At 41.3% G+C, this 12873-nt stretch carries 12 protein-coding genes and 1 pseudogene; 10 read left to right on the top strand and 3 right to left on the bottom strand.

What is annotated here, in order from left to right:
- Nucleotides 1-266: pseudogene (locus tag O9323_RS22820) on the bottom strand (IS1634 family transposase N-terminal domain-related protein); the annotation flags it as partial.
- A gap of 828 nt (nt 267-1094) precedes the next feature.
- Between O9323_RS22820 and O9323_RS04265 the strand changes: the two are divergent.
- The 8 genes from O9323_RS04265 to O9323_RS04230 all read left to right on the top strand — a co-directional run bounded on the left by O9323_RS04265 (nt 1095) and on the right by O9323_RS04230 (nt 8578).
- Complete coding sequence (locus tag O9323_RS04265; RefSeq protein WP_130757843.1) at nt 1095-1832, top strand: septal ring lytic transglycosylase RlpA family protein; 738 nt, start codon at nt 1095-1097, stop codon at nt 1830-1832.
- A 61-nt stretch (nt 1833-1893) separates the two neighbouring features.
- Complete coding sequence (locus O9323_RS04260) at nt 1894-2595, top strand: ABC transporter ATP-binding protein (protein ID WP_104397733.1); 702 nt, start codon at nt 1894-1896, stop codon at nt 2593-2595.
- Nucleotides 2596-2719: 124 nt separating this feature from the next.
- Nucleotides 2720-4381 (top strand): NAD(P)H-quinone oxidoreductase subunit 4, encoded by a 1662-nt coding sequence (locus tag O9323_RS04255; RefSeq protein ID WP_288124733.1) that lies wholly within the window; start codon nt 2720-2722, stop codon nt 4379-4381.
- A 155-nt stretch (nt 4382-4536) separates the two neighbouring features.
- A complete protein-coding gene (locus tag O9323_RS04250) occupies nt 4537-5580 on the top strand; it encodes a DNA cytosine methyltransferase (RefSeq protein WP_024968760.1) in 1044 nt (347 codons plus the stop codon).
- Between the two features lie 182 nt (nt 5581-5762).
- Nucleotides 5763-6464, top strand: coding sequence for a hypothetical protein (locus tag O9323_RS04245; protein WP_288124732.1), 702 nt, complete (start codon nt 5763-5765; stop codon nt 6462-6464).
- 314 nt (nt 6465-6778) lie between these two features.
- Nucleotides 6779-7114 (top strand): hypothetical protein, encoded by a 336-nt coding sequence (locus tag O9323_RS04240; protein WP_002776760.1) that lies wholly within the window; start codon nt 6779-6781, stop codon nt 7112-7114.
- Nucleotides 7115-7291: 177 nt separating this feature from the next.
- Nucleotides 7292-7765 carry a tRNA (cytidine(34)-2'-O)-methyltransferase gene (locus O9323_RS04235; RefSeq protein ID WP_287234478.1) on the top strand — a complete coding sequence of 158 codons (474 nt, stop codon included), beginning with the start codon at nt 7292-7294 and terminating at the stop codon, nt 7763-7765.
- 225 nt (nt 7766-7990) lie between these two features.
- Nucleotides 7991-8578, top strand: coding sequence for a prepilin-type cleavage/methylation domain-containing protein (locus tag O9323_RS04230; protein WP_130757847.1), 588 nt, complete (start codon nt 7991-7993; stop codon nt 8576-8578).
- Nucleotides 8579-8592: 14 nt separating this feature from the next.
- On the opposite strand, the gene O9323_RS04225 is transcribed toward O9323_RS04230, so the two are convergent.
- On the bottom strand, nt 8593-8949 hold the full coding sequence (locus O9323_RS04225) for a 4a-hydroxytetrahydrobiopterin dehydratase (RefSeq protein WP_002754602.1): 357 nt from the start codon (nt 8947-8949) through the stop codon (nt 8593-8595).
- A gap of 233 nt (nt 8950-9182) precedes the next feature.
- Here O9323_RS04225 and O9323_RS04220 point away from each other — a divergent pair, with 233 nt between their 5' ends.
- Both O9323_RS04220 and bchB read left to right on the top strand, forming a co-directional pair.
- On the top strand, nt 9183-9779 hold the full coding sequence (locus O9323_RS04220; protein WP_002740297.1) for a nucleotide-binding protein: 597 nt from the start codon (nt 9183-9185) through the stop codon (nt 9777-9779).
- A gap of 155 nt (nt 9780-9934) precedes the next feature.
- Nucleotides 9935-11461 (top strand): ferredoxin:protochlorophyllide reductase (ATP-dependent) subunit B, encoded by a 1527-nt coding sequence (bchB, locus tag O9323_RS04215; RefSeq protein WP_002754600.1) that lies wholly within the window; start codon nt 9935-9937, stop codon nt 11459-11461.
- Nucleotides 11462-11508: 47 nt separating this feature from the next.
- Here the strand turns inward: bchB and O9323_RS04210 are convergent, their stop codons facing one another.
- Nucleotides 11509-12636 carry a class I SAM-dependent methyltransferase gene (locus O9323_RS04210; RefSeq protein ID WP_288124731.1) on the bottom strand — a complete coding sequence of 376 codons (1128 nt, stop codon included), beginning with the start codon at nt 12634-12636 and terminating at the stop codon, nt 11509-11511.
- Nucleotides 12637-12873 lie beyond the last annotated feature (237 nt).

The raw sequence follows: 12873 nt of genomic DNA, 5'->3' as shown, positions 1-12873 counted from the left end.
ATCTAAACCTAATTTTTTAATCGTCTCTAAAATAGCCATCACATGACCATGAGGAAGACTTCTAATCACTTCAAAATGATTGGGAATGCCTTCATTCATGGACAGTGTTGCCCCTTTAAGAGCCAGTTTCAGATTGTCGATAATATCATCGGGTAATTTTGAGATATTGGCCAGGGTTCTTTTTTTGACTTGATCTCCTTCTCGGTAGGACTCCCGAAGAAGAACGGCGGGGGGGAATTACGGTTAGGAACTTTTTCTATATACATGGCTATCATTCTAGCAAAGGGAGAGAATTCTTGTCCATTAAGAAATGTTACAAATTACATGGGTACATTAAGATAAGTTAAGGGGGTGCATCCATTGATGGATAAGGGTTTTCAGCTATTGTGGTATATATGTATGGGGGAAGTTCAGGTATATAGGGTTTGTCGAAAAAGCGTTTCGTGGGGTTAGGAGTGAGTATTCAGTATTCAGATGCGGGTTTTCAGTTCACTGTTCACAGCAAAATACTCCCCACTTCCCCACTTCCCCACTTCCCTATCCCTTTTAAACAGGATTTATTATTAGCCTGTATCAGCATTTCTGATTACGTTGTTAAGTTTGGCTAATAACACCTTATTTTTAGTTCCTTGTCAAGCCCCTATTATAATTTTTAATCTTTGATCCTTAGTCCGATTTAACATTGATCTTAAAAATCTGGTTTTTTGTAGCGAAGAAAACAGTTTTATTAACTATTATCTGCAGCTATAGAGGGAAATCGGGGGGGCTGATAATCCTTGAAAGCCTTGTCAATACTAGCATTATTACCTTTGGAAATTTCACTAATTCCCCAAGTTTTCCTAACCTTGACCCCCTCTAGGAGACAAAAAATTAAAAACCCCCCATCTTAACTTGGTTCTTAGCGCAAGTCAACCCTTTATTTAAATTTTTGATTCTCTTGCCCGATAACGATATAAATTCTCGTAATGACCAACCAATTTTCCGTGATAGGGTTGAACAGAACGCAACCAAGTTAGCTTTGCAAGCAAAAAGGAATGTTAGCAAATTCCTTCAGCTTTGCATTGGGAACTTGCTAACGCACAATAAGAAAGTCTATGAATAAACAACTGATCAACAAACTACAAGCCGTAACCGCCCTTACGGTAGTGGGGACTACAGCCTCGATAATTTGTTCCCAGACAGCAGGACACAGCAACAGCTTGACGGATATTAGCGTAGGTCGTCAAACTGTTATCGAGTCAACTACTCAAACCGTTCTGTCCGCTTTTTCTAATAGTCGAACATCCGATTCAGATATTAAAGTATCACGTTCGGTTCAAGATAATGCTAACGAAATTCTAAAAACTTTGGAGTCCCTAGTGGACAAAGAAAATACCGTCCCGGCAAGCGTTACACCCCGAACCCAAGAGGCCATTCCTTCGACGATACAACCCCAATCACAACCCAATCAAGTCAAACCGGCCCCGGCCAGCAATCCTGCCTCAGTGACACCAGCAGAGAAGCCAAAAACAACCCAGGGGACAAAAACCAGCAGTCGCCCCCGTAAACGGGGAATGGCCTCTTGGTATGGTCCTGGTTTCCACGGTCGTCGCACCGCTAGTGGTGAGACTTTTAACTCTGGTGGTTTAACTGCCGCTCATCGCTATCTACCTTTCGGCACTAGGGTTAGGGTAACTAATCTGCGTAATGGGCGCTCGGTGGTGGTCAGAATTAACGATCGCGGTCCGTTTACTGGTGGTCGCGTCATCGACCTCTCCAGAGGTGCGGCAGCGATTATCGGTGTCTTCCAGTCGGGAGTTGCCCCAGTGGTCTTGGAAGTTTTAGGCAGATAATCAGTGATCACTATGGCAGTGATCACTGCTATAGTGATCCTATTGGGATTTGACGGGGTTTATGTTAGAAATTAACGATTTATCGGTTAATTATGGCGGAATAAAGGCATTACAGCAGGTCAGCTTAAGGGTAGAAACGGGGGAAATTGTCACCCTCATTGGAGCGAACGGAGCAGGAAAAACGACGACTCTAAAGACGATATCTCGGCTTTTAACGGCAAAGACCGGGCGAATAATTTATCAGGGTCAAGATATTACCCATTTACCGCCCCATGAAATCGTTAAACGGGGAATTGCCCATAGTCCGGAAGGTAGAAGAATCTTAGCTCGTCAAACAGTCTTGACAAATTTGCAGTTAGGTGCCTATACGAGGAGCGATCGCCTAGGAGTAAAAAGCGATATCGAAGAGCAGTGGCAACTGTTTCCCCGACTATCGGAGCGCCGAGAGCAGTTAGCGGGAACCCTAAGCGGTGGGGAACAGCAGATGCTTGCGATCGCCAGAGCTTTAATGAGTCGTCCCAAGTTATTGTTACTAGACGAACCCAGTTTAGGACTAGCGCCGCAGATAGTGCGAGAAATATTCAGTATCATCCGTAAATTAAACGAATCGGGAGTAACTATCCTGTTAGTGGAACAAAACGCTAATTTAGCCCTAGAAACTGCCAATCGCGGCTATGTTTTGGAAGCGGGACGCTTGACTATTGCGGGAGAAGCCGGGGATTTACTCAGGGATGAGCGGGTCAAACAGGCCTATTTGGGTTAATCGATGATGATGCGGCAACTATAGATAAAATCCTATGGTAAAGGTAGGAGAAAAAATATTCACAAAATTTTACAAAGTCGCATAAAATGAACACATAACGAAATAGGTATTTTTTCTTACTGCCATGCTAACGGCTAACTTCCCCTGGCTCACTGCCATCATTTTGCTCCCCTTGCTTTCCTCCTTCCTAATCCCTGTAATCCCCGACAAGGAAGGAAAAACCGTTCGTTGGTTTGCTCTTGGAGTCGGACTAGCAGACTTTATATTAATGTGTTACGTCTTTTTACAAAAATATGATTTAAGCAACCCCAACCTACAATTAGTAGAAAAAATCGATTGGGTTCCCCAAATTGGTTTAAGTTGGGCGGTGTCGGTGGATGGTATCTCGGCACCGTTAGTTTTATTAGCAGGATTGGTGACAACCCTTTCTATCTTGGCCGCATGGCAAGTGGACCGTAAACCCCGTTTATTCTACTTCCTGATGCTGTTGCTCTACGCCGCTCAGATTGGTGTTTTCGTCGCCCAAGACTTATTATTATTCTTTTTAATGTGGGAAATCGAGTTAATTCCCGTTTATCTACTCGTTTCCATCTGGGGTGGACAAAAACGTCGTTATGCCGCCACTAAATTCTTACTCTACACCGCCGCCGCTTCTATCTTCATCCTCGTTGCTGGTCTAGCCATGGCCCTTTACGGTGGTGGTACGATGACCTTTGACATGGCGGAATTAGGATTTAAAGATTATCCCCTCGCTTTAGAATTATTCCTTTACGCTGGTTTATTAATCGCTTTCGGGGTCAAACTCGCCATCTTCCCCCTCCATACTTGGCTCCCCGATGCTCACGGTGAAGCTTCTGCACCTGTATCGATGATACTCGCTGGTGTTCTCCTCAAAATGGGTGGTTACGGTTTAATCCGCCTTAATATGGGCCTTCTACCCGATGCACACATCTACTTTGCTCCGATTCTAGCGATTCTCGGTGTCGTTAATATTATCTACGGTGCTTTCGCTTCCTTCGGTCAACAAAACATGAAACGCCGTCTCGCTTATTCCTCGGTTTCACACATGGGATTCGTCCTTTTAGGGATTGCTTCCTTCACCGATGTGGGTATTAGCGGCGCTATGTTACAAATGCTCTCCCATGGTTTAATTGCCGCCGTCTTATTCTTCCTTGCTGGTGTCACCTATGACCGCACCCATACCTTAGCTTTAAACGAGATGGGTGGGATTGCTCAAGCGATGCCGAAAGTATTCGCTCTCTTTACTGCCGGCGCCATGGCTTCCCTAGCGTTACCCGGAATGAGCGGTTTTGCCAGTGAAATTACTGTGTTTATCGGTGTCACTAGCAGTGACGTTTATAGCCAAACCTTCCGGGTTGTGACTGTCTTCCTCGCTTCCGTTGGTTTAATCCTCACCCCCATTTATCTACTCTCCATGCTCCGTCAAGTTTTCTACGGAGATGGTTCTTCCTGCGATATTACTAACATTACCCCCAACAAAAGTAACGAACAGGCAGTTTGTTTTGGTACTAGCTGTGTCCTTCCTGACGAATCAGAATATATTGACGCTAAACCCAGAGAAATCTTTATCGCTGTCTCTTTCCTCGCTTTGATTGTCGCTATCGGTTTCTATCCCCAACTCGCTACCCGTATGTACGATGTGAAAACGGTGGCAGTTAACTCGGAAGTGCGTCAAGCTTACACAGAAATCGCCGCTACTCGTCAAAATATCTACGCTGAAACTCAACCCGACGTAAGCGCCAAAGTTGCCAGTATATTCCAATAAATTGGCAAGTCTAAAGTGAATAGGTTATCAGGAGTGGAAATTCTGCTCCTGATTTTTTTGGCGAGGAAAAAGATGCGAGCATTTATACTAAAATCTAAGGTAGCCGGTTTAATATCGTCTCTGGGATCAAAACAAAAGCTTAGAATAGAGAAAATATGTGGACTTTTATTGATTTATTTGCCGGTATAGGAGGATTTAGAATCGCTCTAGAGAATCTCGGTTGTCAATGCGTTTTTTCCTCGGAAATCGATCCTCACTCCCAAAAGGTTTACTTGGCTAACTATGGTCATTTACCCGATAATCAAGACATCAGAAAATTAGAGGTAAAAACTGTCCCCGATCATGATATACTCTGCGGCGGTTTTCCCTGTCAAGCGTTTAGTATCGCTGGCAGAAAACACGGTTTTGAAGATGCACGCGGAACCTTATTTTTTGAAGTTGCCCGGATATTACACGAAAAGAAACCGAAAGCTTTTATCTTAGAAAATGTCCAGGGTTTAGTCCATCATGATCGAGGTAAAACTTTAAAAACTATTTTAGATATATTAGAAAAGGATTTGCATTATTTTGTCCCTAGTCCCCAGATTTTAAATGCCAGATATTTTGGGGTTCCTCAAAACCGTCCCCGAATTTTTATCGTCGGTTTTCGAGAAGATTTAAATATTTACCATTTTTCCTATCCTCAACCAACCCAGCAAGAAACTTGTCTCGAAGATATCCTAGAAGAAAAGGAAGTCAGCGTTAAATATTATCTCTCTAATCAGTATTTAGAAACCTTGTTTAAACACAGGGCCAGACACCAAAATAAAGGTAATGGGTTCGGTTATGAGATTATTTCTCCCGATGGGATCGCTAATGCTATTGTGGTGGGAGGTATGGGAAAAGAAAGAAATTTAGTTATCGATCAAAGACTGACTAATTTTACTCCCGTTACTCGCATCAAGGGAGAGGTAAATAAGTTATTCGTCCGCAGAATGACTCCCAGAGAATGGGCAAGATTACAGGGATTTCCCGATAGTTTTCAGATTGTTGTTAGCGATGTCCAAGCTTATAAACAGTTCGGTAATTCTGTGGCTATTCCTGTAGTAGAAGCGGTGGCAAAAGAAGTGATTAAAGCTTTAGATTTATCCAGAGATTCTCAAGAAAATATCAGGTTTAAAGAACTACAGGGGAGACAATTAGATTTATTGTCAATCTGAGGAACAATAACAATTTTTTCTAGGGATTTGGGTATATTACAGCGTTTCTTATAAAGATGAAGTATAAACTAATTTGGTATTGACGACCGACGACTGGCTCCCCAAAACCAAAACTTTTTATCTCACCGTTAAGATAACTGCTATAATAATAGTTAATTATTTGATCAATGGTATTGCTGTTTATGCTCAAGTCTGACTGGATTAAATTAATCAATGCTATTCGTCTCCGAAAAAAAGAATATAATGGCACGGATGGACATATTCATTATAGCTTCTATTACAAGAAAACTTCTAACAATAGAGACTATGGAGAGGGAGGAGATATGGTTGATTTAAGTTATGATGAGTGTTCCTTGGGATTTAGATATAAAGGAGATAGCTTTTTTTTAACGTCTGTCTATGGTCATACCGTATGTTGTTTTCGTCCTAAATACGATAGTTATGTGTTAGAAAAAATAAAAAAATATCATTCTAGAGAAGAATTTATACCTCATATATGTCCTGGTCATCCCACTACAGCTTCTGGTGCTTTCAGGTTTAGCATCAGCAATAATGATGACTTTTTATATTATGCTGGTTTTTATGCTGCCGCCTTTTTATACGCTTTTGATGTCAAAGATCCTAAGCTACAATTAATTGACAAAGAATGGATTGTTTTTGATTCTAAATTAGGTTATTTTGATTTTGCCACCTATTTTTCTAATCATCAAGTTATCCCGATTAAATTACCGATCCCAAAATTTATTGATCCCAATCATACATCAGTATTAAAACTAGCAGAAGGTGTAGAAATAAACGATCAAGAACATACTAATTATCAGCAAGCTTCCCAATACTTAGATGAGATCAGAAGGGAAATTAAAGACGGTTTACTTGACCAATAATAACGTAAATAAGGAGAATAAATGGCTCTCTTGTCCTTTATGTAATAAGTTTTACTAATTGAATATACGTTCCTTAACGAGAGCTTGATTTTTTTCCTAAAAATAAGAGATTACCTAACGCATTCTACCTAAAATTTTCTTAATAAATAGGCTATAAACTAAAATTAGGATTCTGACTAGATGCGGTTTCCCCTTAGAGGTAACAATAAAAGAGCAACAGAGGTGATGGTTTCGTCGGTTGTGCTTGTTAAAGGTATCTTTCTTATACTACACTTGTAGCACCAATATGTTTAGTATTTGGGAGAAAAAAAATTATGCGGACAATCACACGCACCACCACTACCGAGATGGAAGTCACCAGCATTCGTCTGGAAAGAGTCCTCAAAGACAAGCTGAAAGAGATTTCTGGCAATCAAGGTTATCAAGCACTCATTCGTGATGTCCTATGGAATTTCGTTCAGCAGAAATCAGGAGATTATCGACCTCAGTTTTGTGCTGGTGATATAAGGGCAGTATTTAACGCTACAGCTAGAAAAAATGAGATTTGCGCTCTTACAGGCAATTTAATCCCCGCTAATGCAACAATGTTGTTAGGTTTGACCATCCATGGCGATTTAGTCCCGTTGAGTATGGATAGTTATACCAATTAAATTAAAATAAGTTTGACTAGGGTGGGGCAGAATCTAGTATAGTTAGTCCTCACCCAAGGGAGATGGGAAGTGGGAATTATAAATTTAAATTATCAATTATGAATTGAGAGGTGGGGAGTTTTTTGCCGTGAACAGTGAACTGATAACCGATAACCGATAACTGATTACTGATTACTGATGACTGAAGCGATTTTACGAGTGGTTTTAATCAATCCGCAAATTCCGCCAAATACGGGGAATATTGCCCGTACTTGCGCCGCAACGCGGACAGAATTGCATTTAGTTGGTCCCTTGGGTTTTGAAATTAGCGATCGCTATCTGAAGCGGGCCGGCTTAGATTATTGGCCCCATGTAAAACTCATGTACCACTTGACAATTAATGACTTCTGTGTATATCAGCAAAAGAGCGGCGGAAGGGCGATCGGGTTTACAGTGCGCGGCAGCAGCAGTTATGTCGAATACAGCTATCAAAGCGGAGATTGGCTACTTTTTGGCAGTGAAACCGACGGTATTCCAGCAGATTTATTAAATAAGTGCGATGACACGGTTTATATTCCCATGGCAGAACCGGGGGTGAGAAGTTTAAATCTTTCCGTTAGTGTGGCGATCGGATTATTTGAGGCCAGACGACAATTGGGATTTATTCGTTAGCGGGATATTTGGCTATATAAACAGAGCAAATAAACTAAATTGAGCAAAAAATCAGAAAATTGCTTTTATTTAGCTCATTTTTGACCATATCAGGAAAAATAGAGATCGCAGTCAATTTTGTCCGTAATAACAGCAAGAAATTATGTGGATTATCCTAGAGCAAATTAATTGTTGCTCCTTGTTAATTACATAATTTATTGAAAATAAAAAGGCAAGATGAGGCTCATGAATATCTTCGACCTTTCTCGAAAACATTTTGGCAATCTACAGCTTTTTAATCGGCAAAAATCCACCTCTGGCTTAACTCAAGTCGAGATGTTAGTTACCCTAATTTTATTAGGAATTCTCTTAACTATTGCCCTTTCTGTTTATCATCGTTTAATGGCTTGGATTCGCTTAAATATCGCCACCTTTGAAATATCACAACATTGGAAACATACCCGTTATCAAGCCACGGGAGAAGGTTCTGATCCTCTATCTTTGTGCATGGCAGAAAATGAAACCCAACAGATTAAAGTGGCAAAAGTGCAGGGGGACAAATGTGAAAATGTCACCGATTGGACTCCCATCACTCGCGGTGTTAGCATCGATACTGATAATTCTACCCTACGCCGAGTTAGTGGACCTGTGGGTAATCAAGGGACAATTTATCGCGCTAGTTGGGCTGATACAAGGGGGGGTTTAGGAGGTTCTTGGGGACAGTTAGGCAGAATTACTTTAGTTGCTTCCGGTACACCCGACAAACGCTGTTTATTTTTATTCCGTGTTGATGGTAGTTGGGATATTCGCAAAGATAATAGCTGTGTGCTTTAAAGGCTGATTTAAAACTAGGGAATCAGACGATCAATTTGTTGAGCTAAATCAAAATCTAAGTTACTCAAACCTCCCACGTCATGGGTAGTGAGGGAAAGAGTAACGCGATTGTAATTGATAGTAATATCAGGATGATGGCCTAGGGATTCAGCCGGAGTAACTAAGCGATTAACAAAAGCGATCGCTTCGATAAAATTGTTAAATTTAAAAGTTTTTTCAATCCGTTGATCTCGTAACTGCCAGCCCGGGATAGTCTGTAATTGTTGGGAGATTTCTTGATCGGATAAACGAGTAGCGGGTAAAGAGAGGACTAATTCCCCAGTTAACCCAATCATGAAAGCGATCGCTATTGCTAAGAATTGCTTCAACATTGAAGACGCTCCCGTAGTTGTGGTGAGCAGAAAAAGTGATCGATCGGGAGAGCATAAGCCCAAAATCTAACATAAAATCCAACATTAAGAAACACATTACACCAAAATATCGAGAGAGCCAGGCTCAAAAATCTAGAATCCTGACTGATAGCCTTTCTGGGGGGAAACTTAAACGGTTTTCAGTCCGTCTGGGATTACACTAGAAAATACTCACTTATTCGATCGAGCCGTTCATGATTATTTCCGTCGTAGCACTGAAGGGAGGGGTCGGGAAAACCACCACATCGATTCATTTGGCCGCCTATTTTCAAGAAAAAGCGCCCACCTTATTGATTGATGCGGATAAAAATCGTTCGGCTCTCCATTGGTCCCGGGAAGACACCCTTCCTTTTATGGTAGCGTCCCAAGCTGGAGCGACGGGACTGGTGAAACAATACACTCATATTATCGTCGATACCCAAGCCCGGCCGGAGCCAGACGAGTTAAAAGATTTAGCTCAGGGCAGCGATTTATTAATTTTACCCACCACTCCCAATCATCTAGATATCGATGTCACCATTAAAGCGGCAGAATTGCTGTCCACGATGACCGATAATTATCGAGTTCTTTTAACCCAAGTGGATTCACGGACAAAAACAGGACGGGAAGCGCGGAAAGCTCTAGAAGAAGCAAAATTACCGCTATTTAAGCGAGAAATACCCCGTTTAGTTGCTTTTGAACGAGCGGCCGAAAAGGGAGTCATCGTCAAAGATTATCCCGACCCCCGGTCGAATTTCGGTTGGCTTTGTTACCAAGCGGTCGGTAAAGAAATTTTTGCCCTCATGACATAAATTGTTAAAAAAGTTAATATTAATATTTGTGTCATTTTTCCCCGAAAAGATACTTAATCTGCATGGGGACTTTTTGTAATCTTCCGTTAAGTGTTCACTCCTAAATCGGTAAAGTCTGAGACAATCAAAAAAGTCTGACTGTAGGAGAACCCTCTATGAAATTGGCCTATTGGATGTATGCGGGTCCCGCTCATATTGGCACGTTAAGGATCGCCAGTTCCTTTAAAAATGTTCATGCTATCATGCACGCTCCTCTGGGAGACGATTATTTTAACGTCATGCGCTCGATGTTGGAAAGGGAGCGTAATTTTACCCCCGTCACTGCTAGTATTGTCGATCGTAATGTTTTAGCCCGGGGTTCCCAAGAAAAAGTCGTCGATAATATTGTTCGCAAAGATCGCGAAGAAAGTCCCGATTTAATCGTTTTAACCCCCACCTGTACCTCCAGTATTCTCCAAGAGGATTTACAAAACTTTGTCGAAAGAGCGCGACAGGATGCCCAAGGAGATGTGCTGCTGGCCGATGTCAACCACTATCGCTATAATGAACTACAAGCGGCCGATAAAACCCTCTATCAAATTATCAAGTATTATCTCGATAAGGCCCAGAGAAAAGGGGAAATTATCTCGGAGAAAACTGCTAAACCTTCGGTTAATATTATCGGTATTACCACCCTCGGTTTCCATAACCAACATGATCGCACAGAATTAAAGCGGTTAATGGCAGATTTGGACATTGAAGTTAACGAAATTATCCCCGAAGCTGCCTCCGTAGAAAACTTAAAAAATCTGCCCCGCGCTTGGTTTAATCTGGTTCCCTATCGAGAAGTGGGATTAATGACAGCCAAATATCTCGAAAGCGAATTCGCCATACCCTACGTTGATATTACCCCCATGGGAGTGGTGGAAACAGCACGCTGTATTCGCCAAATTCAAGAGGTAATTAATGCTCAAGGTGCGGCAGTAGATTACGAAGATTTTATCAATGAACAAACTCTGCATATCTCCCAAGCTGCTTGGTTTTCTCGTTCCATCGACTGTCAGAATTTAACCGGGAAAAAAGCGGTGGTTTTTGGTGATAATACCCACGCAGCCGCTATGACAAAAATTCTCGCCAGGGAGATGGGAATTCATGTGGTTTTAGCGGGGACTTATTGCAAGTATGATGCCGATTGGTTCCGGGAACAAGTGAGTGAATATTGCGATGAAGTGTTAATTAGTGATGATAATGGGGCGATAGGGGATGCTATTGCTCGATTAGAACCAGCGGCGATATTTGGTACTCAAATGGAACGTCACGTCGGCAAACGTTTAGATATTCCCTGTGGAGTAATTGCCGCACCTATTCATATCCAAAATTTCCCCCTCGGTTATAAACCTTTCTTAGGTTACGAAGGCACTAATCAGATCGCCGATTTGGTCTATAATTCCTTTACTTTGGGTATGGAAGATCACCTATTAGAGATATTCGGTGGTCATGATACCAAAGAGGTAATTACTAAAGGTATTTCGGCAGATTCTGACCTAAATTGGAATAAGGAAGCTACGGTAGAATTGCAGAAAATACCCGGTTTTGTGCGCGGGAAAGTCAAACGAAATACCGAAAAATTCGCCCGGGAGCGAGGGATTGGTGAAATAACTTTAGAGGTAATGTATGCCGCTAAAGAATCCGTAGGAGCTTAATCATTTCTTAGGGCTGAAAGTTAACAGCATTCAGCCCTTTTTTTTAGTTATTTACTTAATCCCTGAAGTATTCTTTCCTCTACTCCTTTCCCCTGAATTAACACTCCAAATCCTCCTAAACCGGTGGGATTGATTAATTGATGTAGGGCATCTCGACGCTGAAATATCGTTAATATATCGATTTTTCCTTGAGAAAGTTGATTTAATCTATCTCCCAATCCCAAAGCCATTAAAAATAATCCTTGCTGAGTAAAACTGAGATTTTTTAAGCCTAATTTCTCCCCTTGACGTTGTAAAGCAGTAAAATCCACATGAGTGGTAATATCTTGTTCTCCCACCCACAAATAAGGATGATCATGACGCTGGTGTTGTCGATAACATTGTAGGGTTCCTTGACTTCTTTGGGGATGATAATATTTTTCGGCAGTGTAACCGTAATCTATGGTTAAGATATAACCTCGATCGAGTTTCTGATTAACCGTTTCTAACCAGTCTAAAGCTAATAAATTTACCTCGGTTTGATAACCCTCCGGATAAAGTGGGGAGGGAATATTTATCCCCACTAAATCAAAATAGTCTTTGATTCTGTCGGTGGATAAATCTGCGATAATCTCCTGAAAAGGTTCCCCCAATCCCAGATAAATTTCTCGTAATTCTCCCGACTCAATCACAACTCGATGGACAGGAAAAGCATCGATTAACTCATTACTAAACACACAACCCACAAGGGAATTATCGGCTAAATTCGGCCAACTTTGCCAAGATACCGGGGAATATCCCGCTAAAGTTGCCCGTTGTCCTTCCCTGAGTTTCTGAGATTGTTCGATAATTATATAACTGAGATTTTGATAAAAATCAGCATAGCTATCACTCAAATAATCAAGGATATCCTTCGCTAAAATCCCCGAACCTGCTCCCACTTCCACTAAAGTAAATCCAGGCGAATTGCCCAAAAATTCCGCCATCTCGACAAATTGCTCTGCTAACAATTGGCCAAAATCTGCCCCTAGGGACGAGGAAGTAAAAAAATCTCCTTTTGAGCCAATTTCTACTTTTCCAGAGGTGTAATAGCCATAATCAGGGTGATAGAGAGCTAAATCCATCCAGCGCTCGAAGCTAATTCGACCCGCTACTGATTGTTTAATTTCCTCTAGGATGATTGTCTCTAAATTCATTTTGATCGGGGAATTATGAATTATGAATTATGAATTATGAAATGGGAATTATACTAAATCCAGTTACTAAAGACTGATTATCTATTCCTCCTTTTGCCCATCCTTATAAGTAGCCTATACTCAACGGATTTAGTATTAGTAAACAGTAAACAGTAATCAGTAATCAGTAATCAGGTATAAAGACAAAGATAACTAACTAATTAACTTAAAACTTACATCTGATCACTGATAACTGAT

The organism is Microcystis sp. LE19-131.1A, assembly GCF_027532015.1.
Lineage (GTDB): Bacteria > Cyanobacteriota > Cyanobacteriia > Cyanobacteriales > Microcystaceae > Microcystis > Microcystis ichthyoblabe_A.
This window is presented reverse-complemented; position numbering and strand designations above follow the sequence as displayed.